The organism is Enterobacter cloacae complex sp. HYC033_NIDB, assembly GCF_056673335.1.
Window position 1 is genome coordinate 4,488,259 of record NZ_CP115123.1, and the last position, 23,409, is coordinate 4,511,667.

20 protein-coding genes, 5 tRNA genes and 1 pseudogene are annotated in these 23,409 nt (G+C 56.6%); 8 read left to right on the forward strand and 18 right to left on the reverse strand.

Going from position 1 to position 23,409, the window contains the following annotated elements:
• The first annotated feature begins 42 nt into the window (after positions 1–42).
• From proV to leuA, 8 genes and pseudogenes are all read left to right on the forward strand, one after another.
• A pseudogene (gene proV, locus O1721_RS21440) lies at positions 43–1,223 on the forward strand (glycine betaine/L-proline ABC transporter ATP-binding protein ProV).
• Positions 1,216–2,280 (forward strand): glycine betaine/L-proline ABC transporter permease ProW, encoded by a 1,065-nt coding sequence (gene proW, locus O1721_RS21445; protein ID WP_015571659.1) that lies wholly within the window; start codon positions 1,216–1,218, stop codon positions 2,278–2,280. The pseudogene proV and the gene proW overlap by 8 nt, the downstream one beginning before the upstream one ends.
• A gap of 9 nt (positions 2,281–2,289) precedes the next feature.
• A complete protein-coding gene (proX, locus tag O1721_RS21450; protein WP_045324714.1) occupies positions 2,290–3,285 on the forward strand; it encodes a glycine betaine/L-proline ABC transporter substrate-binding protein ProX in 996 nt (331 codons plus the stop codon).
• A gap of 204 nt (positions 3,286–3,489) precedes the next feature.
• Positions 3,490–4,674 carry an MFS transporter gene (locus tag O1721_RS21455; RefSeq protein WP_017382775.1) on the forward strand — a complete coding sequence of 395 codons (1,185 nt, stop codon included), beginning with the start codon at positions 3,490–3,492 and terminating at the stop codon, positions 4,672–4,674.
• Between the two features lie 314 nt (positions 4,675–4,988).
• Entirely contained in the window at positions 4,989–5,519 is a 531-nt protein-coding gene (emrR, locus tag O1721_RS21460; protein ID WP_017694792.1) for a multidrug efflux transporter EmrAB transcriptional repressor EmrR, read from the forward strand.
• A gap of 130 nt (positions 5,520–5,649) precedes the next feature.
• Positions 5,650–6,822, forward strand: coding sequence for a multidrug efflux MFS transporter periplasmic adaptor subunit EmrA (gene emrA, locus O1721_RS21465; protein ID WP_017382776.1), 1,173 nt, complete (start codon positions 5,650–5,652; stop codon positions 6,820–6,822).
• 16 nt (positions 6,823–6,838) lie between these two features.
• Positions 6,839–8,386 (forward strand): multidrug efflux MFS transporter permease subunit EmrB, encoded by a 1,548-nt coding sequence (gene emrB, locus O1721_RS21470; RefSeq protein WP_006811709.1) that lies wholly within the window; start codon positions 6,839–6,841, stop codon positions 8,384–8,386.
• 185 nt (positions 8,387–8,571) lie between these two features.
• Positions 8,572–10,227, forward strand: coding sequence for a 2-isopropylmalate synthase (leuA, locus tag O1721_RS21475; RefSeq protein ID WP_032649278.1), 1,656 nt, complete (start codon positions 8,572–8,574; stop codon positions 10,225–10,227).
• On the opposite strand, the gene O1721_RS21480 is transcribed toward leuA, so the two are convergent.
• The 18 genes from O1721_RS21480 to O1721_RS21565 all read right to left on the reverse strand — a co-directional run bounded on the left by O1721_RS21480 (position 10,214) and on the right by O1721_RS21565 (position 23,239).
• Positions 10,214–10,978 (reverse strand): AraC family transcriptional regulator, encoded by a 765-nt coding sequence (locus tag O1721_RS21480; protein WP_003862181.1) that lies wholly within the window; start codon positions 10,976–10,978, stop codon positions 10,214–10,216. The two genes, leuA and O1721_RS21480, sit on opposite strands and share 14 nt — an antisense overlap.
• A gap of 53 nt (positions 10,979–11,031) precedes the next feature.
• Positions 11,032–11,547: an S-ribosylhomocysteine lyase gene (gene luxS, locus O1721_RS21485; RefSeq protein ID WP_017382778.1), complete on the reverse strand. Its 516-nt coding sequence runs from the start codon at positions 11,545–11,547 to the stop codon at positions 11,032–11,034.
• A 151-nt stretch (positions 11,548–11,698) separates the two neighbouring features.
• Positions 11,699–13,243 carry a glutamate--cysteine ligase gene (gene gshA, locus O1721_RS21490; protein ID WP_032649280.1) on the reverse strand — a complete coding sequence of 515 codons (1,545 nt, stop codon included), beginning with the start codon at positions 13,241–13,243 and terminating at the stop codon, positions 11,699–11,701.
• 83 nt (positions 13,244–13,326) lie between these two features.
• The gene (locus O1721_RS21495) at positions 13,327–13,755 is read right to left on the reverse strand and encodes a YqaA family protein (protein ID WP_017692791.1); all 429 of its coding nucleotides are present in this window, start codon (positions 13,753–13,755) and stop codon (positions 13,327–13,329) included.
• Positions 13,752–14,318 carry a fructose-1-phosphate/6-phosphogluconate phosphatase gene (gene yqaB, locus O1721_RS21500; RefSeq protein ID WP_015571665.1) on the reverse strand — a complete coding sequence of 189 codons (567 nt, stop codon included), beginning with the start codon at positions 14,316–14,318 and terminating at the stop codon, positions 13,752–13,754. Before yqaB ends, O1721_RS21495 begins: the two co-directional genes overlap by 4 nt.
• 117 nt (positions 14,319–14,435) lie before the next feature.
• Positions 14,436–14,512 (reverse strand) — tRNA-Arg (locus O1721_RS21505).
• A gap of 29 nt (positions 14,513–14,541) precedes the next feature.
• A tRNA-Arg gene (locus O1721_RS21510) sits at positions 14,542–14,618 on the reverse strand.
• A gap of 29 nt (positions 14,619–14,647) precedes the next feature.
• Positions 14,648–14,724 (reverse strand) — tRNA-Arg (locus O1721_RS21515).
• A gap of 64 nt (positions 14,725–14,788) precedes the next feature.
• Positions 14,789–14,865: transfer RNA gene (locus tag O1721_RS21520), tRNA-Arg, on the reverse strand.
• Between the two features lie 4 nt (positions 14,866–14,869).
• Positions 14,870–14,962, reverse strand: a tRNA-Ser gene (locus O1721_RS21525).
• A gap of 342 nt (positions 14,963–15,304) precedes the next feature.
• Positions 15,305–15,490, reverse strand: coding sequence for a carbon storage regulator CsrA (csrA, locus tag O1721_RS21530; protein ID WP_000906486.1), 186 nt, complete (start codon positions 15,488–15,490; stop codon positions 15,305–15,307).
• A gap of 241 nt (positions 15,491–15,731) precedes the next feature.
• Positions 15,732–18,359 (reverse strand): alanine--tRNA ligase, encoded by a 2,628-nt coding sequence (gene alaS, locus O1721_RS21535; RefSeq protein ID WP_032649282.1) that lies wholly within the window; start codon positions 18,357–18,359, stop codon positions 15,732–15,734.
• Positions 18,360–18,490: 131 nt separating this feature from the next.
• Positions 18,491–18,991, reverse strand: a complete 501-nt coding sequence (recX, locus tag O1721_RS21540; protein WP_479953389.1) for a recombination regulator RecX — start codon at positions 18,989–18,991, stop codon at positions 18,491–18,493.
• A 68-nt stretch (positions 18,992–19,059) separates the two neighbouring features.
• Positions 19,060–20,118, reverse strand: a complete 1,059-nt coding sequence (recA, locus tag O1721_RS21545; RefSeq protein WP_015571667.1) for a recombinase RecA — start codon at positions 20,116–20,118, stop codon at positions 19,060–19,062.
• Positions 20,119–20,207: 89 nt separating this feature from the next.
• Positions 20,208–20,705 (reverse strand): nicotinamide-nucleotide amidase, encoded by a 498-nt coding sequence (pncC, locus tag O1721_RS21550; protein WP_003862172.1) that lies wholly within the window; start codon positions 20,703–20,705, stop codon positions 20,208–20,210.
• A 130-nt stretch (positions 20,706–20,835) separates the two neighbouring features.
• A complete protein-coding gene (locus tag O1721_RS21555) occupies positions 20,836–21,714 on the reverse strand; it encodes a metal ABC transporter substrate-binding protein (protein ID WP_015571668.1) in 879 nt (292 codons plus the stop codon).
• Positions 21,715–21,728: 14 nt separating this feature from the next.
• Entirely contained in the window at positions 21,729–22,589 is an 861-nt protein-coding gene (locus tag O1721_RS21560) for a metal ABC transporter permease (RefSeq protein WP_015571669.1), read from the reverse strand.
• Positions 22,586–23,239 carry a metal ABC transporter ATP-binding protein gene (locus O1721_RS21565; protein WP_032649285.1) on the reverse strand — a complete coding sequence of 218 codons (654 nt, stop codon included), beginning with the start codon at positions 23,237–23,239 and terminating at the stop codon, positions 22,586–22,588. Before O1721_RS21565 ends, O1721_RS21560 begins: the two co-directional genes overlap by 4 nt.
• Positions 23,240–23,409: the final 170 nt, after the last annotated feature.

Here is a 23,409-nt window from a genome sequence, read left to right on the forward strand (position 1 = left end):
AATCATATCGACATAAACAAATAACAGGACACTCTCTATTGCATGGCAATTAAATTAGAAGTGAAAAATCTTTATAAAGTATTTGGCGAGCACCCGCAGCGCGCATTCAAATATATTGAGAAAGGCCTTACGAAAGAGCAAATTCTGGAAAAAACCGGGCTATCGCTTGGCGTTAAAGACGCCAGTCTGGCCATTGAAGAAGGCGAGATTTTTGTCATCATGGGATTATCCGGTTCGGGTAAATCCACTATGGTTCGCCTTCTCAATCGCCTGATTGAACCCACCCGCGGACAGGTGCTGATAGACGGCGTGGATATCGCCAGAATATCAGACGCAGATCTCCGCGAGGTGCGCAGAAAGAAAATTGCGATGGTGTTTCAGTCATTTGCACTGATGCCGCACATGACGGTACTCGATAATACCGCCTTTGGCATGGAGTTAGCCGGCACGCCCGCTCAGGAACGTCAGGAAAAAGCCCTTGATGCACTGCGTCAGGTCGGGCTGGAAAATTATGCTCATGCGTATCCGGATGAACTCTCCGGCGGTATGCGTCAGCGTGTGGGATTAGCGCGCGCATTAGCGATTAATCCGGACATCTTATTAATGGACGAAGCCTTCTCAGCGCTCGATCCCTTAATTCGCACCGAGATGCAGGATGAGCTGGTAAAATTACAGGCCAAACATCAGCGCACCATTGTTTTTATTTCTCACGATCTGGATGAAGCCATGCGTATTGGCGACCGTATCGCCATTATGCAAAATGGTGAAGTGGTGCAGGTCGGCACACCGGATGAAATTCTCAATAATCCGGCGAATGATTATGTGCGCACCTTCTTCCGCGGCGTGGATATTAGCCACGTATTCAGTGCGAAAGATATTGCCCGTCGAACACCAAACGGCATTATTCGTAAAACGCCAGGTTTTGGCCCGCGCTCCGCGCTGAAGCTGTTGCAGGACGAAGACCGTGAATACGGTTATCTGGTGGCGTGGTCTCCATTGACTCTCTGAAAACCGCCCTGAGCGAAAACCAGGGAATCGATGCGGCGTTGATTGACGCTCCGCTTGCCGTGGACGCCGAAACGCCGCTCAGCGAGTTGCTCTCTCACGTGGGTCAGGCGCCGTGCGCCGTGCCGGTCGTAGGTGAAGAACAACAGTACGTTGGCATCATCTCAAAACGGATGCTGCTACAGGCTTTAGATCGCGAGGGGACAAACAATGGCTGATCAATCAAACCCATGGGGCACCACTGAAGCAGCGGACAGCGCGGCGCAATCTGCCGATGCGTGGGGGTCGACGCCTGCGCCTGCCGATGGCGGCGGCGCGGCAGACTGGCTCAACAGCGCACCAGCGCCTGCCCCAGAGCATTTCAATATTATGGATCCGTTCCACAAGACGCTGATCCCGCTGGATAGCTGGGTAACGGAGGGGATCGACTGGGTCGTTACCCACTTCCGTCCGGTGTTCCAGGGGATCCGCATCCCGGTGGATTACATCCTGAACGGCTTCCAGCAACTGATGCTGGGCATGCCCGCGCCGGTGGCGATTATCCTGTTCTCGCTGATCGCATGGCAGTTCGGCAGCGCGGGTATGGGGATCGCCACGCTCATCTCCCTGATTGCCATCGGCGCGATTGGCGCGTGGTCTCAGGCGATGATCACCCTGGCGCTGGTGCTGACCGCCCTGCTGTTCTGCGTGGTGATCGGCCTGCCGATGGGGATCTGGCTGGCGCGCAGCCCCAGGGCCGCGAAGATTATCCGCCCGCTGCTGGATGCGATGCAGACCACGCCAGCGTTCGTTTACCTGGTGCCTATCGTGATGCTGTTCGGCATCGGTAACGTACCGGGGGTGGTCGTGACCATTATCTTCGCCCTGCCACCGATTATTCGCCTGACCATTCTGGGCATTAACCAGGTGCCTGCGGATCTGATAGAGGCATCGCGCTCGTTCGGCGCCAGCCCGCGTCAGATGCTGTTTAAGGTTCAGCTTCCGCTGGCGATGCCGACCATTATGGCAGGTGTTAACCAGACGCTGATGCTGGCGCTGTCGATGGTGGTGATCGCCTCGATGATTGCCGTTGGCGGGTTAGGTCAGATGGTACTGCGCGGCATTGGCCGTCTCGATATGGGGCTGGCGACCGTCGGCGGCGTCGGGATTGTGATCCTCGCCATCATTCTTGACCGCCTGACCCAGGCTGTCGGTCGTGATTCACGTAGTCGCGGCAACCGTCGCTGGTACACCACCGGCCCTGTCGGGTTACTCACCCGCCCATTTACAAAATAAGGAACAACGATGCGAAATAACGTACTTTTTGCCACAGCGTTTGCGACCCTTGTCTCCACCAGCGCAGTTGCCGCTGACCTGCCGGGCAAAGGCATTACCGTGCAGCCGGTGCAGAGCACCATTTCGGAAGAGTCCTTCCAGACCCAGATTGTCAGCCGTGCGCTGGAGAAACTGGGCTATACGGTGAATACCGCCAGCGAAGTGGATTACAACGTGGGCTATACCTCCATTGCCTCCGGTGATGCCACCTTTACCGCCGTGAACTGGCAGCCGCTGCACGACGACATGTATGCCGCCGCAGGCGGTGACAAGAAATTCTACCGCGAAGGCACCTTTGTGACCGGCGCTGCGCAGGGATATCTGATCGACAAGAAAACCGCCGATAAATATCACATCACCAATATTGAACAGCTGAAAGATCCGAAGATCGCAAAACTGTTTGATACCAACGGTGACGGTAAAGCCGACATGATGGGCTGTTCGCCGGGCTGGGGCTGTGAAGCGGTGATTAACCACCAGAACAAAGCCTTCGATCTGGCGAAGACCGTCGACGTGAGCCACGGCAATTACTCTGCGATGATGGCCGACACCATCGCCCGCTTTAAAGAAGGCAAGCCGGTGATCTACTACACCTGGACGCCGTACTGGGTGAGCGACGTGCTGAAGCCGGGCAAAGACGTGGTGTGGTTGCAGGTGCCCTTCTCCTCCCTGCCAGGCGAGCAGAAAGATATCGACACCAAACTGCCAAACGGCATGAACTATGGCTTCCCGGTGAACACCATGCATATTGTGGCGAACAAAGCCTGGGCCGAGAAAAACCCGGCGGCGGCGAAGCTGTTCTCGGTGATGAAACTGCCGCTGGCAGACATTAACGCCCAGAACGCGATGATGCACGCGGGTAAATCATCCGAAGCTGATATCAAAGGCCACGTGGATGGCTGGATCAAAGCCCACCAGCAGCAGTTCGATGGCTGGGTGAAAGAGGCGCTTGAGGCGCAGAAGTAAAACATTTTCCCTCACCCTAACCTCTCCCAGGGGAAGAGGGAACGATGACCACCCTCTCCCCCTGGGAGAGGGTCGGGGTGAGGGGATCAAACCGCACCCAACCTTAACCGCACAATCCACCACGTAACAATTCCCCAACATTCACCATCATTGGTTATTATGTTTCCGGAAAAATAATCACTTAACTCACGATTCCTGAAACTAATGACAAAAACAACTCAAGGGCTTAGCCCCGCACTCATCCTTTTAATGTCCGTGGCAACGGGTCTGGCCGTCGCCAGCAACTATTACGCACAACCACTGCTCGACACCATCGCACGCGCCTTCGATCTTTCAGCCAGCTCCGCCGGGTTTATTGTCACCGCCGCACAGCTCGGCTATGCGGCCGGGCTGCTGTTCCTGGTGCCATTAGGCGATATGTTTGAGCGCCGGATGCTTATCGTCTCCATGACACTGCTGGCGGCGGGCGGGATGTTGATCACCGCCAGCAGCCAGTCGTTAACGATGATGATTATCGGCACCGCGCTGACGGGGCTGTTCTCGGTGGTGGCGCAAATTCTGGTTCCCCTCGCCGCGACGCTGGCTTCCCCGGAAAAACGCGGCAAAGTGGTCGGCACTATCATGAGCGGCCTGCTGCTGGGCATCCTGCTCGCGCGAACCGTTGCCGGGCTGCTGGCGAGCCTCGGCGGCTGGCGCACCGTTTACTGGGTGGCGAGCGTGCTGATGGTTATCATGGCGCTGGCCCTGTGGCGCGGCCTGCCAAAGGTGAAGCAGGAAAATCACCTGAACTATCCGCAGCTCCTCGCCTCCGTTTTCAGCCTCTTTACCCGGGATAAACTCCTGCGCACGCGCGCCATTCTGGGGTGTCTCACCTTCGCTAACTTCAGCATCTTATGGACGTCGATGGCGTTTCTGCTCGCCGCGCCGCCGTTTAACTACTCAGAAGGCGTGATTGGCCTGTTCGGGCTGGCAGGCGCGGCTGGCGCACTGGGCGCGCGCCCGGCGGGTGGGCTGGCCGACAAAGGCAAATCTCATATGACCACCTCCGCAGGGCTGGTTTTACTCCTGCTCTCCTGGGCGGCCATCTGGTACGGACACGTATCTGTGCTGGCGCTGATTGTCGGTATTCTGGTGCTCGACCTCACCGTGCAGGGTGTACATATCACCAACCAGACCGTGATTTACCGCGTGAAGCCGGATGCCCGTAACCGTCTGACGGCCGGGTACATGACCAGCTACTTTATCGGCGGCGCGGCGGGTTCGCTAATCTCAGCCTCCGCCTGGCAGCACGCGGGCTGGACGGGCGTATGCGCCATCGGCGCCATCGTCGCGGCGATAAATCTGCTGGTATGGTGGCGCGGCTATCACCGTCAGGAAGCAATTCACTAAGTTTTACATTGCTTTGGGCCCCCTGGGGTGTAAAGGGGGCCTGCATCTGTTAAGGTAACGGTAATCATTTATCCCAGAAATTTTACTGTGGGTGACATATTTACTACCGGCATGAATAGTTCAGACCCCTGTCCTCACATCCCCTCTTTCGCGGGTACACACCCCACGCTCTCTGTGCTCACCGGGTCACGGATTTACCCGGCGCTTTCTGATGGTGACATACGTTTGGCGGATATAACCGCACAAATAATTCATTTACATTATTTGTCACTGTCGTTACTATATCGGCTGTAATTAATGAGGTTATGCCCAAAATGGATAGTTCGTTTACGCCCATTGAACAAATGCTTAAGTTCCGCGCCAGTCGTCATGAGGACTTCCCGTATCAGGAAATCCTGCTGACCCGCCTGTGCATGCACATGCAGGGTAAGCTGCTGGAAAATCGTAACAAGATGCTGAAAGCGCAGGGGATTAACGAGACGTTGTTTATGGCGTTGATTACGCTGGAGTCTCAGGAAAATCACAGCATTCAGCCGTCGGAACTGAGCTGTGCGCTGGGGTCATCCCGTACCAATGCGACCCGTATCGCGGATGAACTGGAAAAGCGCGGCTGGATTGAACGCCGTGAAAGCGATAACGATCGCCGCTGCCTGCATCTGCAACTGACCGAGAAAGGTCACGAATTCTTGCGCGAAGTGCTGCCACCGCAGCACAACTGCCTGCACCAGCTCTGGTCTGCCCTCAGCACCGCCGAGCGCGACCAGCTTGAGCACATTACTCGCAAGCTGCTCACCCGTCTGGACCAGATGGATGAAGACGGCGTCATCCTTGAGGCGCTGCGCTAACGCGACGATCCGCTCAACATTCCAGATTGCTAAAAAGAAAAACTGACAGGCCAGCACGTGAAACTGCTGGCCTTTCTGACAACAGGTCGGCTCAGCCGATGTGAAAATAAAAAGATCGTGGAGAACAACAATGAGCGCAAATGCGGAGAACACCCTCCCGCAGCAACCGGCCAACAAAAAGGGCAAACGTAAGAGCGCCCTTATTCTGCTGACCTTGCTCTTTATTATTATTGCCGTGGCATATGGGATCTATTGGTTTTTAGTCTTGCGTCATGTTGAAGAGACAGACGATGCATACGTGGCAGGGAATCAGGTTCAAATCATGGCCCAGGTGTCAGGCAGCGTGACGAAAGTCTGGGCTGATAACACCGACTTTGTGAAAAAAGGCGATGTGCTGGTCACGCTCGACCCGACCGACGCCCAACAGGCGTTTGAAAAAGCACAGACGGCGCTGGCCTCCAGCGTTCGCCAGACCCGCCAGCTGATGATCAACAGCAAGCAGCTTCAGGCCAATATCGACGTGCAGAAAACGGCCCTGGCTCAGGCGCAGAGCGACCTCAATCGTCGTGTTCCTCTCGGCACCGCCAACCTGATTGGCCGTGAAGAGTTGCAGCACGCCCGCGACGCGGTGGCCAGCGCACAGGCGCAACTGGACGTGGCGATCCAACAGTACAACGCTAATCAGGCGATGGTGCTGGGTACCTCTCTGGAAAACCAGCCAGCGGTGAAACAGGCGGCGACCGAAGTGCGTAACGCATGGCTTGCCCTGCAACGTACCAAAATCGTCAGCCCGATGACCGGCTACGTTTCCCGTCGTTCCGTACAGCCAGGGGCGCAGATTAGCACCACCACGCCGCTGATGGCGGTCGTTCCGGCAAACAATCTGTGGGTCGATGCGAACTTCAAAGAGACCCAGCTGGCGCATATGCGTATCGGCCAGACCGCGACCGTGGTCAGCGATATTTACGGCGATGACGTCAAGTACACCGGAAAAGTGGTCGGTCTGGACATGGGGACCGGCAGCGCGTTCAGCCTGCTGCCTGCACAGAACGCCACCGGCAACTGGATCAAAGTGGTACAGCGCTTGCCTGTGCGTATCGAGCTGGATCCTAAGCAGCTGGCAGACCATCCGCTGCGAATTGGCCTTTCCACGCTGGTGACGGTCGATACCGCCAACCGCGACGGTCAGATCCTCGCAAGCCAGGTGCGCAGTACGCCAGCTTATGAAAGTAACGCCCGTGAAATTAGCCTCGATCCGGTCAATAAGCTGATCGATGACATCGTGAAGGCAAACGCCGGTTAAGCCGAAGGTGAGCGTTATGCAACAGCAAAAGCCGCAAAAACCGCTGGAGGGGGCGCAGCTGGTCATTATGACCATTGCGCTGTCGCTGGCGACATTCATGCAGGTGCTGGACTCCACCATCGCAAACGTGGCGATCCCTACGATCGCCGGGAACCTTGGCTCATCGCTGAGCCAGGGGACCTGGGTCATTACCTCGTTCGGGGTGGCGAACGCCATCTCCATTCCCATCACCGGCTGGCTGGCGAAGCGCGTCGGTGAAGTGAAGCTGTTCCTCTGGTCGACGATCCTGTTCGTGCTGGCCTCCTGGGCCTGCGGCATGTCCAGCAGCCTGACGATGCTGATTTTCTTCCGCGTCATCCAGGGGATTGTCGCCGGGCCGTTGATTCCGCTGTCGCAGAGTTTGCTGCTGAACAACTATCCGCCCGCCAAGCGCTCCATCGCGCTCGCGCTGTGGTCGATGACGGTGATCGTCGCCCCAATTTGCGGGCCAATCCTCGGCGGCTATATCAGCGATAACTATCACTGGGGCTGGATCTTCTTCATCAACGTGCCCATCGGTGCGCTGGTGGTGCTGATGACGCTACAGTCTCTGCGTGGTCGCGAAACGCGGACCGAACAGCGGCGGATCGACGGCATCGGGCTGGCACTGCTGGTTGTCGGCATCGGCAGCCTGCAAATCATGCTCGACCGCGGCAAAGAGCTGGACTGGTTTGCCTCTACGGAAATCATTGTGCTGACGGTGGTCGCCGTGGTGGCCATCAGCTTCCTGATTGTCTGGGAGCTGACGGACGATAATCCGATAGTCGACCTCTCGCTGTTTAAATCGCGAAACTTCACCATCGGCTGCCTCTGTATCAGTCTCGCCTATATGCTCTACTTCGGCGCGATTGTTCTGCTGCCGCAGCTGTTGCAGGAGGTGTACGGCTATACCGCAACCTGGGCGGGGCTGGCCTCCGCGCCGGTGGGGTTAATTCCGGTTCTGCTGTCGCCGATTATTGGCCGTTTCGCCCATAAGCTCGACATGCGCAGGCTGGTGACGTTCAGCTTCATCATGTACGCCGTGTGCTTCTACTGGCGCGCGTATACGTTTGAACCGGGAATGGACTTTGGCGCCTCCGCGTGGCCGCAGTTTATTCAGGGCTTCGCCGTAGCGTGCTTCTTTATGCCGCTGACCACCATTACGCTTTCCGGCTTACCGCCTGAGCGGATGGCGGCGGCATCGAGCCTGTCGAACTTCACCCGTACGCTGGCGGGCTCCATCGGGACTTCGATCACCACCACGCTGTGGACCAACCGGGAATCGATGCACCATGCTCAACTCACCGAAGCGGTGAACCCGTTCAACCCTAACGCTCAGCAGATGTATAGCCAGCTTGAGGGGATGGGGATGACGGAGCAGCAGGCGTCCGGCTGGCTTGCCCAGCAGATCACCAACCAGGGGCTGATTATCTCGGCAAACGAGATTTTCTGGATATCGGCGGGGATCTTCATCGTCCTGCTGGGGCTGGTGTGGTTTGCCAAACCACCGTTTGGGGCCGGTAGCGGGGGCGGTGGGGCGCACTAGCCCTGTGCACGGGTTGCCGGGTGGCGGCTACGCCTTACCCGGCCTACGATCGTAGGCCCGGTAAGCGCAGCGCCACCGGGCAACAATCGCCCCCCTTGTCCAAAACGCGACAGCGATTGTCAGTTCCGATAAAGCAGCGCGCCTGAAATCGATTCACGATAGTGAAAAGACAACAGGAGCGCACCATGCTGAACACACCCGCCGACAAATACCAGCCTTACCCCACCCTTTCGTTGCCCGACCGCCGCTGGCCGGAGCAGATTATCACCCGCGCCCCGCGCTGGCTCTCGACCGACTTACGCGACGGTAACCAGGCGCTGGCCGAGCCGATGGACAGCGCGCGCAAGCTGCAATTCTGGGATCTGCTGCTGAGCTGCGGGTTTAAAGAAATCGAAGTCGCCTTCCCGTCCGCCTCGCAGACGGACTTCAATTTTGTGCGTCAGCTTATTGAGGAGAACCGCATCCCGGATGACGTCACCATTCAGGTGTTAACGCAGGCGCGGGACGATCTTATCCGTCGCACTTTCGACTCCCTGCGCGGTGCGAAACAGGCCACCGTCCATCTGTATAACGCCACCGCCCCGCTGTTCCGCCGTCTGGTATTCGGCATGGAGAAAGCGCAAATCGTCGAGCTGGCGACGCGCGCGACGCGCCTGATTCGTCAGCTGTGTGAAGAGAACCCTGACACCCGCTGGCAGTACGAGTACTCCCCGGAAACCTTCTGCTTTACCGAACCGGAGTTTGCGCTGGAGATTTGTGAAGCCGTAGCGGAGATCTGGCAGCCGTGCGCGGCGCGTCCGATGATCGTCAACCTGCCCGCTACCGTCGAAGTGAGCACGCCGAACGTCTATGCCGACCAGATCGAGTATTTCTGCCGCCACTTCAGCCGCCGCAGTGACGTCTGTATCAGCGTGCACCCGCATAACGATCGCGGTACCGGCGTCGCCAGCGCAGAGCTGGCCGTCATGGCCGGGGCTGACCGCGTGGAGGGCTGCCTGTTTGGTAACGGTGAGCGCACGGGCAACGTCTGCCTGGTGACGCTGGCGATGAACCTCTACAGCCAGGGCATTAGCCCGAATCTGGATTTCAGTGATATGAATCGGGTGGTTGAAACGGTAGAAACCTGCAACCAGCTGCCCGTCCATCCGCGCCATCCGTGGGCGGGTCGTCTGGCTTACACCGCCTTCTCCGGCTCGCACCAGGATGCCATCAAGAAAGGTTTCGATGCCCGTAAGCCTGGCGAACGCTGGGAGATGCCCTATCTGCCCGTCGACCCGCAGGATATTGGCTGTACCTATGAAGCGGTGATCCGCGTGAACAGCCAGTCAGGAAAAAGCGGAAGCGCCTGGCTTATTGAGCAAAACCACGGCCTGAAATTGCCTCGCGCCCTGCAACAGGATTTTAGCCAGCACGTGCAGCAGGAAACGGATAACCATGGAAAAGAGATGACGCAGAATGCGCTCTGGCAGCTGTTCCGCGCCCGCTACGGCCTGGTGGCGAGCCCGCCATTAGCGCTGCAATCGTACCGCAGCGACAGCCAGCAGGACGGCCAGCTGCGGCTGACGGCAAGCGTCGCCACGCAAGGGGGCACCCGCCAGCTGGAAGGCCAGGGAAACGGTTTGCTCTCCGCCGCCGCTCACGGCTTAAGCCGCTGGATCAACGCACCGTTTGTGATCAAGGATTATCACGAACATACGTTAGGCGAACGCAGCGACAGCCGCTCGGTGGCCTATATCCGCTGCCTGTTCCAGGATGGGACCAGCCGCTGGGGCGTGGGCATCGACAGCGACGTGGCACGCGCGTCGATTCAGGCGCTTTTTAACGCGGTCAGTCGTTCCTGAAGTAATCGCTGGGTGAGAGACCCATTACCCGGCGAAACATTGCCGTAAAGGCGCTGTGGCTGCCATACCCCAGATCCAGCGCCACGCGTAATACCGGCTGGCCCTGCGCCAGCCGCACTAAGGCTTCCAGCAGTCGCGCCCTTCTCACCCACTCGCCGTAGCTCAGGCCTGTCTGCTGCTGAAAATGGCGGTTCAGCGTGCGTTCGCTCATCCCCACAATACCTGCGGCCTGGGCGCTGCTCCAGCTTTCTCCCGGGGCCATTCGAATCTGCTGGCAGAGGTGGCGCAGCGCTTCGCTTTCCGGCTCGGGCAGGTGAAACGGCAGTACCGGCATGAGGCGAATTTCATCGAGGATCAGCTCATAAACACGTTCATCGCGGCTTCCGGGTGCGTAAGATTCAGGAAGCGTAAGGGAGGTCAGGATCAGCTCGCGCAGCAGGGGCGAGATCTGCACGATCTGGCAGGTCGCCGGAAGATCGGCGCGCGCCAGCGGGTCGATAAACAGCGTGCGGGCAGCAACGTTGCCGGTGATGCGCAAGGCGTGCTGCGTACCCGCAGGTAGCCAGACGCCGCGACCGGGCGGCACCACCCAGCAGCCGGATGCGGTATCGACCCGCACGACGCCGGTGAGGCTGTGCAGGAGCTGCGCGCAGTCGTGCTGATGCCACGGCTCGCTGTCGCCATGAGCATAATCATGCGAAAACGGCACAAGCGGGCGATGGGTAAAGGAGAAGGTGGTGGTTGTCGTCATCAGGATTGTAGGCCCGGTCAGCGAAGCGCCACCGGGCATCCACAGGCACGATACTAAATGTGCAGTTCCTGAAGTTTTTCTTTTGGCAGGGCCAGCTCGTCATTGCTGTTTACACGAACATCACGTTCGATGATATGACGGGCAATCTCCTGAGCTTCTTCCAGAGAGTGCATCTGGTAAGTGCCGCACTGGTAAACGTTCAGCTCAGGGATCTGGTTCTGCTCTTTCACCTTCAGCACGTCTTCCATCGCCGCTTTCCACGCATCCGCGACGCGTTTCTCATCAGGCTGACCAATCAGGCTCATGTAGAAACCGGTGCGGCAGCCCATCGGAGAGATATCGATGATCTCCACGCCGTTGCCGTTCAGGTGGTCGCGCATGAATCCGGCGAACAGGTGTTCCAGCGTGTGAATGCCTTTCTCTGGCATCACTTCTTTATTGGGCACGCAGAAGCGCAGGTCGAAAACGGTGATCGTGTCGCCGTGCGGCGTGTTCATGGTCTTCGCCACGCGGACTGCTGGTGCTTCCATACGGGTATGGTCGACAGTAAAGCTATCTAATAACGGCATACGTCACCTCCGATAGTGATTTTTTTAAAATAAACTGAACTCTTCTACAGAATGCGCGTCTGAGTATATGAAAGACGCGCATTTGTTATCATCATCCCTGAATTCAGAGATGTATATTTTGGCCACAGCGATGTGGCCTTTTTCTTTTGGTTCAGGCCTGCTTCGCCAGAAACGCCTCAAACGACTCCGTATCCGCCGCTTCGACCTCTTTCTGACGCACAACGGACGCATCACGCTCTGTCACAAAATCCGCTTCGCTCAGGATCTCTAACGGCTCCTGCATCAGCATCTCACGGTACTCCGCTGAGAGTGAACGCCCTGTGCCACCAATTCCCTGCTCAATCATAGAACGCAGAATACGTGCTGAGAATGTCAGTTCCGGGTTATCAAAGCTTTCAACCAGTTCGTCGCAGACCTTCTGGTAAGCTTCGCCGCCGTACACGCTGTCCAGCGTCTGGGCTACGCGCTTCAGGTCATGGAACAGATCCTTCCCTACCTTAGACAGTGGGAACTGAGCCGTTTCACAGCCAATACCTAACGTCAGACCCGGCTTGCGCCCTTCCAGAATCACGCGATTCCAGTTGGCACGGGTACACAGCAGTTCGTCGGAACTCATTTCCGGCGCATCAGCCAGTACGCACCAGACCATAAACAGGTCAAGGAAGCGAACCTGCTGCTCGTCAACGCCAATCGGTGAGAACGGGTTGATATCCAGCGAGCGCACTTCAATGTATTCGATCCCGCCGCGCTGTAGCGCATCCGACGGCGTTTCACCGCTGCGCGTCACGCGCTTCGGACGAATCGGCGCATACAGTTCATTTTCAATCTGCAACACGTTGGTGTTAATTTGCAGGCGCTTACCGTCTTTCTCGAGGCCGATTTTTTCGTACTCTTCCGACGGGGTTTTAATCGCCCTCTTCAAGCCTGCCACATATTCGTGCAGATCGTTAAACGTAATTCCGAGATTGCTTTGCGATTTATTGGTATAGCCAAGGTCGCTCAGGCGCAGGGAGGTCGCATACGGCAGGTAATACATGCCACATTCGGTCTTCTCGAACGGCAGCGTGGTCGGTTTCCCTTGCAGGAACGAAGAACAGACGGCCGGTGACGCGCCGAACAGATACGGAATAACCCAGCCAAAACGGTAGTAGTTGCGGATCAGGCGGAAGTAACCCGCGGAGATCGCTTCTTTATCCGTTTCACCGCACTTCGCCTGCCAGAACGCCATCGGCAGAGAAAAGTTGTAGTGCACGCCAGAGATCGTCTGCATCAGTGCGCCGTAGCGATTTTTCAGTCCTTCGCGATACAGCGTTTTTAGCCGACCAATATTCGAGGTGCCGTACTGCGCCAGCTCGATATCCTGCCCCTGCTCGATATAGCACGGCATGCTGAGCGGCCACATACGCTCGTCGCCGAGGTTGCGGGCGGTGAAGCGATGCACGTCGCGCATGATCGTCAGCATATGATCAATATCACCGTCTACTGGCGTGATGAACTCCAGCAGCGCTTCGGCGAAATCGGTTGTGATCCATTTATGTGTCAGCGCCGAGCCTAACGCCTTCGGGTGTCCCGTAGTCGCTAAGCTACCATCCGCATTTACGCGCAGCGTTTCGCGCTCAAGCCCACGCTGAATACCCCTCAGTGCCTGAGGGTGATTTTCCAGCCAGGCCAGCGCCTGTGATACGTCCGGGATCAATTTGACCTCCCGCCTGTCAAAAAATTGTCACTCAGCATAATTGTAATGGTTGACGATTGAAGGTCGCGAATTCATTCCACCAATTAGTGCCACCACGTCATACCCTGTAGTGTTACCCATGCCAGTAAAACATAGCGTAACGCCTTGCCAAGGCACAAAAAAAAGAGCACCGGTCCCCAGGAAATGCGCATCCATCCCGCCAGCAGACACAGTAAATCGCCTATTACAGGCATCCAGCTTAATAACAGCGTGGCAGCGCCATAGCGTTTTAGCCAGCCGACTGCCTTTTCCTGCCAGCGAGATTTTTCGCGTAGCGGAAAGAAACGTCCAAGAATAACGTTAGTCAGCCCTCCAAGGCTATTACCCATTGTTGCTATTAAGACCAGCAACCAGGGCTGACTTACGCCGGACAACAGCATCGCCACCAGCACCACTTCCGAATTCCCCGGTAAGAGGGTGGAGCTTAAAAAACTGCTGGCGAATAATGAAGCGAGTGACAGCGCGTCACTCACAGTAAGCGAACGTCCACCGCCGCCATTCCGGCATCACGCGCGGCCTGAATGCCAAAATCAGCATCTTCAAACACCACGCATTTTGCAGGTGGAACACCCATTAATTCTGCACAGAGCAGGAAGGTATCCGGTGCGGGTTTGTGATGTTTAACATGATCGGCGGCAACGACGGCAGAAAAATAGTGGCGCAGGCCAAGGTGGTTGAGTAGCGCTTCAGCAATCGCGCTCTCGCTGCCCGTACCGACAGACATAGGACGACGCCCGTGCCACTCCTTGACGACGTCAATGAGTGGTAAAGGCTGCACGGTGTCTAACAGTATGGCTTTTACCGCGTCGGTTTTTTCACGCGCGAGCTGATGCGGGTCGAGATCGGCCTGATTCAGCTCAATCACGGCCTGTGCGATACGCCAGGTGGGCGATCCGTTGAGGGCAATCATCGCCTGTAAATCGAAACGCATACCGTAACGGCCCAGGACTTCGGTCCAGGCCTGACGATGCGTGGGTTCGGTATCCAGGAGGGTGCCGTCCATGTCGAAGATCAAACCGTCATACTGTGCGTACATCGTGCTCTCGCTAAACGATTAACAAAGCATTACTTTATCGTAAAAGGGGATTTTTGTCGCTGACAGAGAGAGTGATTGCTGACGAAACGTCGAAGGAATAAACAAAGGGGGAGAATATGGTGCATCCGGGAGGATTCGAACCTCCGACCGCTCGGTTCGTAGCCGAGTACTCTATCCAGCTGAGCTACGGATGCATCGGGGAAATGCTTTCAGAAACAGTAAATGGTGCATCCGGGAGGATTCGAACCTCCGACCGCTCGGTTCGTAGCCGAGTACTCTATCCAGCTGAGCTACGGATGCATCAGGGAACTGCTTTCAGAAATAGTAAATGGTGCATCCGGGAGGATTCGAACCTCCGACCGCTCGGTTCGTAGCCGAGTACTCTATCCAGCTGAGCTACGGATGCATCGGGATTTACTACTGTACTGCTCGATATTCATATCACTTCGAAAGCAATATGAAGTAATAGATGGTGCATCCGGGAGGATTCGAACCTCCGACCGCTCGGTTCGTAGCCGAGTACTCTATCCAGCTGAGCTACGGATGCAAAATGGCGGTGAGGCGGGGATTCGAACCCCGGATGCAGCTTTTGACCGCATACTCCCTTAGCAGGGGAGCGCCTTCAGCCTCTCGGCCACCTCACCACACAACGCCTCTTTCGAGTGCTTCGAGCAACTCGTTAAGAGCTTCTCGTCGCTGCGTGGCGCATATATTACTTTCTGGGACTTATAAGTCAAACAATTTTCCACATGCTTTTTTCGTTTGCACAATTCGCACCCAATTCGCATGTAAAAGCCGCAAAGAGAGTGTTTTATAAGCGGATTTTGCAGGCATCTTCACAGAATTGTGTTGAGAGAAGCGCGTCTTTTGGATGAGATAAGATTATGAGAGTGGTCAAAAACGAAGCGTTTGAAATAGAACGGTAACTTTATGCAGGAAAAATAGCAGGAGGGTTGCGTCTCGCCCGACAGCGAGACGCGACAATATCAGTAACTGGACTGCTGTGATTTTTCAGCCTGGATACGCTGGTAGATCTCTTCACGGTGGACAGATACTTCTTTAGGAGCGTTAACACCAATACGTACCTGGTTACCCTTTACCCCTAAAACTGTCACGGTGACCTCATCCCCAATCATGAGGGTCTCACCAACTCGACGAGTCAGAATCAGCATTCTTTGCTCCTTGAAAGATTAAAAGAGTCGGGTCTCTTGTATCCCGGCATTATCCATCATATAACGCCAAAAAGTAAGCGATGACAAACACGTAAAGTGTAAGCAGTCACGGCATCACATTCTGTTAAACGTAAGTTTAGCCGATATACACAAACTCAACCTGACTTTATCGTTATCGATAGCGCAGTGAGCAAGACGCCATAACGTTACCGCTATGGCGTCTGCTTGTGCTTTGTAGTTATTACAGTTTCGCGCTTACCCAGCTTTCAACGCTGGCTAATGCCGCGGGAAGTGCCGCCGCATCCGTACCACCGGCTTGCGCCATGTCCGGACGACCGCCACCTTTGCCACCCACCTGCTGGGCGACCATGCCAATCAGTTCCCCTGCTTTAACACGATCCGTCACATCCTTAGAGACGCCCGCAATCAGAGAAACCTTACCCTCTGCGACCGTTGCCAGCACGATAACTGTCGAACCAAGCTGGTTCTTCAGATCGTCGACCATGGTACGCAGCATCTTAGGCTCAACGCCCGCCAGATCGCTGACCAGCAGTTTGACGCCCTTAATGTCTACCGCTTTGCTGGAGAGGTTTGCGCTCTCCTGCGCCGCAGCCTGTTCTTTCAGCTGCTGGAGTTCTTTTTCCAGCTGACGGGTACGATCCAGCGCGACACGCACTTTTTCGCCCAGGTTCTGACTATCGCCTTTCAGCAGCTGCGCGATCTCGTGCAGCTGGTCGCTCTGCGCATGCAGGCTGGCAATCGCGCCTTCCCCGGTCACCGCCTCAATACGACGCACGCCTGCCGCCGTCCCCGACTCGGAAACGATGCGGAACAAGCCGATGTCACCGGTGCGGTATGCGTGAGTACCGCCACACAGTTCGGTAGAGAAGTCGCCCATGCTCAGCACGCGAACGCGGTCGTCATATTTCTCGCCAAACAGCGCCATCGCACCTTTCTTCTTCGCTGCCTCGAGATCCATGATGTGGGTTTCGATTGGCAGGTTACGACGGATCTGGGCATTCACCAGGTCTTCCACCGCACGAATTTCAGACGGCTTCATCGCTTCAAAATGCGAGAAGTCGAAACGCAGCACTTTGTCATTAACCAGAGAACCTTTCTGTGCAACGTGCGTACCCAGCACTTCGCGCAGGGCTGCGTGCATCAGGTGGGTTGCCGAGTGGTTCAGACGAATGCGCGCGCGGCGAGCTTCGTCAACGTTGGCCTGAACGCCCTCGCCCACTTTCAGAGAGCCGGAAACCAGTTTGCCCTGGTGACCAATTGCCTGACCGTATTTCTGGGTATCGCTTACGCTGAAGCTGAAGCCATTGCCTTTCAGTTCGCCTTTATCGCCAACCTGGCCGCCCGATTCCGCATAGAACGGCGTTTTATCCAGGATAACAACCGCTTCCTGGCCCGCGCTAATGCTGTCTACGGCTTTACCGTCAACAAACAGCGCGGTTACGTTGCTGGTCAGGGCTAGCTCTTCGTAGCCTTTAAATTCAGACGCGCTATCAACGCGGATCATCGCGTTGTAGTCCGCGCCAAAACCGCTGGATTCACGCGCACGACGACGCTGCTCTTCCATTGCGGCTTCAAAGCCTGCTTCGTCAACTTTGATGTTGCGCTCGCGGCAAACGTCCGCGGTCAGGTCAACCGGGAAGCCGTAGGTGTCGTACAGGCGGAAAGCGGTTTCGCCATCCAGCGTGTCGCCCTTGAGTTTCGCCAGCTCGTCGTCCAGCAGCGCCAGACCGCGCTCCAGCGTACGGGCAAACTGCTCTTCTTCGGTTTTCAGAACCTGTTCAACCTGCGCCTGCTGGCGTTTCAGCTCGTCACCGGCAGAGCCCATCACGCCAATCAGTGGCCCAACGAGTTTATAGAAGAAGGTGTCCTTCGCGCCCAGCATGTTGCCATGGCGGATCGCACGACGAATGATACGACGCAGCACATAGCCACGGTTTTCATTCGACGGGATAACGCCGTCAGCAATCAGGAACGCACAGGAACGAATATGGTCTGCGATAACGCGCAGTGATTTGTTGCTCAGATCGGTTGCGCCCGTTACCTCAGCAACGGCTTTGATCAGGGTGCTGAACAGGTCAATCTCATAGTTGGAGTTAACGTGTTGCAGAACGGCCGCGATACGCTCAAGGCCCATACCGGTATCTACGGACGGTTTTGGCAGCGGCTCCATGGTGCCGTCGGCCTGACGGTTGAACTGCATGAAGACGATGTTCCAGATCTCAATGTAGCGATCGCCATCTTCTTCCGCGCTTCCCGGAGGGCCACCCCAGATGTGGTCGCCATGATCGTAGAAGATCTCGGTGCACGGACCGCAAGGGCCGGTGTCGCCCATCTGCCAGAAGTTATCAGACGCGTAAGGCGCGCCTTTGTTGTCACCGATACGGATGATACGTTCGCGCGGGATACCCACTTCTTTTTCCCAGATGTCGAACGCTTCGTCATCGGTCTCATACACGGTCACCCACAGACGCTCTTTCGGCAGATTGAACCAGTTTTCACCGGTCAGCAGTTCCCACGCGTATTGAATGGCATCGTGTTTGAAATAGTCGCCGAAGCTGAAGTTACCCAGCATTTCGAAGAAGGTGTGGTGGCGCGCGGTGTAACCGACGTTTTCCAGATCGTTGTGTTTACCGCCCGCACGCACGCAACGCTGTGAGGTTGTGGCGCGGGAATAATTACGCTTGTCGAGACCAAGGAACACATCCTTGAACTGGTTCATCCCGGCGTTGGTAAACAGCAGAGTCGGGTCATTGTTCGGTACCAGGGAGCTGCTGGCAACAACCTGGTGTCCCTTACTATGGAAAAAATCGAGAAACGCCTGACGGATCTCAGCGGTGCTCTTGCTCATAATTATCCTGAAATCAAGCTAACGAAATGTCGCAGCAGATCTGTATCTGTAAACAGTTGGACGGACCAGCTACTGGAAAAAGTGGGAATAAGATAAGTTTTCTTTAGTGGGAAGTAAAATCCCGCATGCGTTCAATCGGTAAAATTACGCCAGATATCCTGAATATCTTCCTTCAGGAAGCCGCGGTAGAGCAAAAAGCGCTGGATTTTAACTTTTTCTGAAAATTCACGCGGCAGCGGCTCACCGTACTTTCGTACCGCCTGCTCACGCGCCAGTTCGCACCAGTCAATTTCACTTTCGCGCATGGCTTTTTCAATCGATTCACGGGCTACGCCTTTCTGGTTCAGCTCCTGGCGGATACGCGCTGGCCCATAGCCTTTACGACCACGGCTGGCAAGAAAGCGAGCGGCAAAACGGCCGTCATCCAGATAGTGATGCTCGTAGCACCAGGCAACCACGCGGTCATAATCTTCCGCGGTGGCATCAATGTCTTCCGGACCGTTTTTGCTCATGACGGGCGCTGACAGTTTCCGCCGCAGCTCCTGTTCGCTATGGTCACGCACGGCAAGAATACGCACGGCCCGATCCAGCAAGCGTGAGTAGGCTGGTCGGCGTGATGTCGGTTCACTCATAAAAAACCTGTCGATTCAGAAATGCAAAAAGGGCCGCATCAGCAGCCCTTCATTTTTATCCGAGAGGATTAAAAGTCTTCGTTGGTTTCTTCAGCATCCGCGCCGTCGACCACGAAATCAGGTTTAGAGTCCTGGTTGTTCAGCAGGAGTTCACGCACCTTCTTCTCAATCTCTTTCGCCGCCGCCGGGTTCTCTTTCAGCCAGGAGATAGCATTCGCTTTACCCTGACCAATCTTGTCACCGTTGTAGCTGTACCATGCGCCCGCTTTTTCAATCAGCTTCTCTTTCACGCCCAGGTCAACCAGCTCGCCGAGGAAGTTGATACCTTCGCCGTAGAGGATCTGGAACTCAGCCTGTTTGAACGGTGCTGCGATTTTGTTCTTCACAACCTTCACGCGGGTTTCGCTACCGACTACGTTATCCCCCTCTTTCACCGCACCGATACGGCGGATATCCAGACGGACAGAAGCGTAGAATTTCAGAGCGTTACCGCCGGTGGTGGTTTCCGGGTTACCGAACATTACACCAATTTTCATACGGATCTGGTTGATGAAGATCAGCAGCGTATTGGACTGCTTCAGGTTACCCGCCAGCTTACGCATCGCCTGGCTCATCATACGTGCCGCGAGGCCCATGTGAGAGTCACCGATTTCACCTTCAATTTCCGCTTTTGGCGTCAGCGCCGCAACGGAGTCGACGATGATCACGTCAACCGCGCCTGAGCGCGCCAGCGCGTCACAAATTTCCAGTGCCTGCTCGCCGGTGTCCGGCTGGGAGCACAGCAGGTTGTCGATATCAACGCCTAGTTTACGGGCATAGACCGGGTCCAGCGCGTGCTCGGCATCGATAAACGCACAGGTTTTACCTTCGCGCTGTGCCGCCGCAACAACCTGCAACGTCAGGGTAGTTTTACCCGAGGATTCCGGACCGTAGATTTCTACGATACGGCCCATCGGCAAACCGCCAGCGCCCAGTGCGATATCAAGAGAAAGCGAACCAGTGGAGATAGTTTCCACATCCATGGAACGGTCTTCACCCAGGCGCATGATGGAGCCTTTACCGAATTGCTTTTCGATCTGGCCCAGTGCTGCCGCCAACGCTTTCTGTTTGTTTTCGTCGATAGCCATTATTACTCCTGTCATGCCGGGAGAAGCAACTGCGCTTCACCATGGACTTCTGTTCTGTTGAGGCAATTATACTGTATAGTCATACAGTATCAAGTATTTTGTAGAAATTGTTGCCAGAGCGTTTTTAACGCGTATTCCGTTGCCTGACGACGCACGCTTTCGCGGTCGCCGCTGAAGCATTCCCGGCGGGTGATCCCTTCACCTTTTGAGGTGGCAAAGCCAAACCAGACGGTGCCGACAGGCTTCACGTCGCTGCCGCCGTCCGGCCCCGCGATACCGCTGATGGAGATAGCGTAATCTGCGCGCGCCTCTTTCAGCGCGCCAATCGCCATCTCGATCACCACCGGCTCGCTGACCGCGCCATGCTGCTCAAGCGTGGCTTCACGCACGCCGATCATCTGCGCTTTCGCCTCGTTACTGTAGGTCACAAAGCCGCGTTCAAACCAGGCGGAACTGCCAGCAATATCGGTAATTGCTTTCGCCACCCAGCCGCCGGTGCAGGATTCTGCGGTCGTGAGAGTCGCGCCGCGCTGTTTCAGCGCCAGCCCCACCACTTCGCTTAGCTGCATCAATTCATGGTCAGTCATTCTCGCTCCAGGCCTTAGAAAAACATGCAGCACAAGATAGCACTTTCTCATCAAATATGGGGATGCGCGTCGGGTTTTACGAGGGGGCTTCAGAAAAAAGCCGATGCGGGCGCATCGGCCAGAGAGACGCTTATTTCATGCTGTTAGCGAGGGTGTCCACATTGTGGCGAAATGCCTTGACGTAGGTGTCCGCCACGCCGCCCTTCGCGGACAGCGCTTCCGGGTAAAGTTCACCACCCGGCTGGGCGCCCGTGGCGGTCGCAATCTGCTTCACCAGGCGTGGGTCAAGCTGGTTTTCCATAAACCAGGTTTTCACGCCGTCAGCTTTAATCTGATTGATGATCTCCGCTACCTGCGCCGCGCTGGCTTCACTCTCAGACGACAGCCCCTGCGGCGCCATAAACGTCACGCCGTAGGCGCGGCTGAAATAGCCGAAGGCGTCGTGGCTGGTCAGCACTTTGCGCTTCGCCTGTGGGATGTCGCTGAAACGCTTTTTAGCCCAACCGTCCAGCTGAGAGAGCTGCGCAATATAGGGTTTACCGGTAGATTCAAGCGCCGCCGTATCTTCAGGATCGGCCTTCACCAGCCCTGAGAGAATATTTTGCGCATACAGCGCGCCGTTCGCCGCGCTGTTCCACGCGTGCGGATCGGTCACGGTTTTACCGTCCTCTTCCAGCGTGTGCGTTTTCACGCCGTCCGAAGCAACCACCAGCTGGCCTTTGAATCCGGAGGCTTTCACCAGACGGTCGAGCCAGCCCTCCAGCCCCAGCCCATTGACCACCACCACGTCAGCTTTACTCAGCGCCGCGCTGTCTTTGGGCGAGGGTTCGAAAGTATGGGGATCACCGTCCGGCCCCACCAGCGTCGTCACCTTCACACGATCGCCGCCAACCTGCTGCGTGATGTCTCCCAGGATGGAAAAGCTGGTCACCACATTAAGCGTTTTCGCCATTACGCCGTGCGTCATCATGCCGAGCGCGAGCGCCACGGCTAATCCTGTACGTTTCATCGTTTCCCCTTGCGTTAAAAAAGCGCCCGCAGGCTATCCGCCAGCCTGCTGCGCGTGCCAAATAAAACTGAAATAAAGAACAATGCGCTGGCGGTCAGCACAATGGAGGGCCCGGCGGGCAGACTCACTGCCCAGGAAAGGCTTAAGCCCAGCCACGCGCAAAAAATACCGCTGATACCCGCCATCAAAAGTAACCCTGGCAGTGTGCGCACCCAGCAGCGTGCCGCCACGGCGGGTAACATCATCAGCCCGACGGCCATCAGCGTGCCGAGCACCTGAAAACCGGCTACCAGGTTGAGCACCAGCAGCGCCAGAAACAGACCGTGTAACATCCCGGGCAGCCAGCGCGCGTTCACCTGCAACCACGCGGTATCAAACGCTTCGCTGACCAGCCCCCGATAAAAAATCGCCAGCGTGAGGAGCGTGAACATGCAAACGCCCGTCACGAACAGGGCTGACGCGCTATCCACGGCGAGAATGGAGCCAAACAGAAGATGAAGCAGATCGACATTTGAACCGCGCAGCGACACCAGCGTGACGCCCAGCGCCAGCGAGCCCAGGTAAAACCCCGCGAAGCTGGCATCCTCTTTAAGCGGCGTGCGGCGGCTGACCAGCCCGGCCACCAGCGCAACGGCGATCCCGGCAATAAACCCGCCGACAGTCATTGCCAGCAGCGACATCCCGCTGAGCAGATAGCCCACCGCGACACCCGGCAAAATGGCGTGAGAAAGGGCGTCCCCCATCAGGCTCATCCGACGCAGCTGAAGAAATACGCCCAGCGCAGTGGTGCTGACGGAGAGCGCCAGGCAAACCACCAGCGCGCGCCGCATAAAGCCGTACTCAATAAACGGCTGGAAGAAGAGATGCCAGATCATGCCACCCTCACCCGCTCGGTTTTCCAGTGCGGCGTATCAGCATCCAGCCGCAGCGTTTGTGGGAAGTGGCGCGAGACGCGTTCGCTGTCGTGCAGTACCGCCAGCAGGGTCTGCCCCTGGATATACATCTCCAGCATCAGATCCATCAGCACGTTGCAGGTCGCTTCATCGACGCCGGTGAAAGGCTCATCCAGCATCACCAGCGGCGCCTGCTGCACCAAAACGCGGGCAAACAGCATGCGCTGAAACTGGCCGCCGGAAAGTTCATCTATGGTAGAGAACGCCATGGACTCCAGCCCCACGCGCTCCAGCGCGCCGGCAATGCGCATGCGGGTATCCCGACGAAAACCGGCAAACAGTGAGATTGCTGGCCAGCAGCCCATACTCACCACGTCCTGCACGGTCAGAGGAAATTGCGCCTCCAGCGCGTGACGCTGCGCCAGCCAGCCCACCACCGGACGTCTCCCCTGCCAGCGAAACGTACCGCTGACGGGCGGAATAAAGCCGGCGAGCGTTTTCAGCAGCGTGGATTTGCCGCAGCCGTTGGCCCCGACGATAGCGGTCATGCTCCCGCGTTCAATCACGCCGGACAGCGCGCGCGTAACGGGCTGGCGATCGTAACCCGCCACCAGGTCGTTCATCACGATCATGGCAACGCCACCGCCCAGCGCACGGCCAGGCCGAGAAACAGAATGAGCACCAGCGCCAGCAGCAGCCGAACCGGGGATGAGAGAGAAAACAGGGACATGGATATCTCAATTCAAAAATAATGTTATAACATAACAATAATGAAAGACGGTTAAGATGTAAACGGTGGGAG

What these genes read in the sequence shown, in the direction of transcription:
- emrB (WP_006811709.1), top strand. Translation starts at nt 6,839, where the DNA reads ATGCAACAGCAAAAGCCGCAAAAACCGCTGGAGGGGGCGCAGCTGGTC.
- proW (WP_015571659.1), top strand. Translation starts at nt 1,216, where the DNA reads ATGGCTGATCAATCAAACCCATGGGGCACCACTGAAGCAGCGGACAGC.
- emrR (WP_017694792.1), top strand. Translation starts at nt 4,989, where the DNA reads ATGGATAGTTCGTTTACGCCCATTGAACAAATGCTTAAGTTCCGCGCC.
- luxS (WP_017382778.1), bottom strand. Translation starts at nt 11,547, where the DNA reads ATGCCGTTATTAGATAGCTTTACTGTCGACCATACCCGTATGGAAGCA.
- emrA (WP_017382776.1), top strand. Translation starts at nt 5,650, where the DNA reads ATGAGCGCAAATGCGGAGAACACCCTCCCGCAGCAACCGGCCAACAAA.
- leuA (WP_032649278.1), top strand. Translation starts at nt 8,572, where the DNA reads ATGCTGAACACACCCGCCGACAAATACCAGCCTTACCCCACCCTTTCG.
- O1721_RS21555 (WP_015571668.1), bottom strand. Translation starts at nt 21,714, where the DNA reads ATGAAACGTACAGGATTAGCCGTGGCGCTCGCGCTCGGCATGATGACG.
- O1721_RS21480 (WP_003862181.1), bottom strand. Translation starts at nt 10,978, where the DNA reads ATGACGACAACCACCACCTTCTCCTTTACCCATCGCCCGCTTGTGCCG.
- alaS (WP_032649282.1), bottom strand. Translation starts at nt 18,359, where the DNA reads ATGAGCAAGAGCACCGCTGAGATCCGTCAGGCGTTTCTCGATTTTTTC.
- proX (WP_045324714.1), top strand. Translation starts at nt 2,290, where the DNA reads ATGCGAAATAACGTACTTTTTGCCACAGCGTTTGCGACCCTTGTCTCC.
- csrA (WP_000906486.1), bottom strand. Translation starts at nt 15,490, where the DNA reads ATGCTGATTCTGACTCGTCGAGTTGGTGAGACCCTCATGATTGGGGAT.
- O1721_RS21455 (WP_017382775.1), top strand. Translation starts at nt 3,490, where the DNA reads ATGACAAAAACAACTCAAGGGCTTAGCCCCGCACTCATCCTTTTAATG.
- O1721_RS21565 (WP_032649285.1), bottom strand. Translation starts at nt 23,239, where the DNA reads ATGATCGTGATGAACGACCTGGTGGCGGGTTACGATCGCCAGCCCGTT.
- pncC (WP_003862172.1), bottom strand. Translation starts at nt 20,705, where the DNA reads ATGACTGACCATGAATTGATGCAGCTAAGCGAAGTGGTGGGGCTGGCG.
- O1721_RS21560 (WP_015571669.1), bottom strand. Translation starts at nt 22,589, where the DNA reads ATGATCTGGCATCTCTTCTTCCAGCCGTTTATTGAGTACGGCTTTATG.
- recA (WP_015571667.1), bottom strand. Translation starts at nt 20,118, where the DNA reads ATGGCTATCGACGAAAACAAACAGAAAGCGTTGGCGGCAGCACTGGGC.
- yqaB (WP_015571665.1), bottom strand. Translation starts at nt 14,318, where the DNA reads ATGTACGCACAGTATGACGGTTTGATCTTCGACATGGACGGCACCCTC.
- recX (WP_479953389.1), bottom strand. Translation starts at nt 18,991, where the DNA reads ATGAGTGAACCGACATCACGCCGACCAGCCTACTCACGCTTGCTGGAT.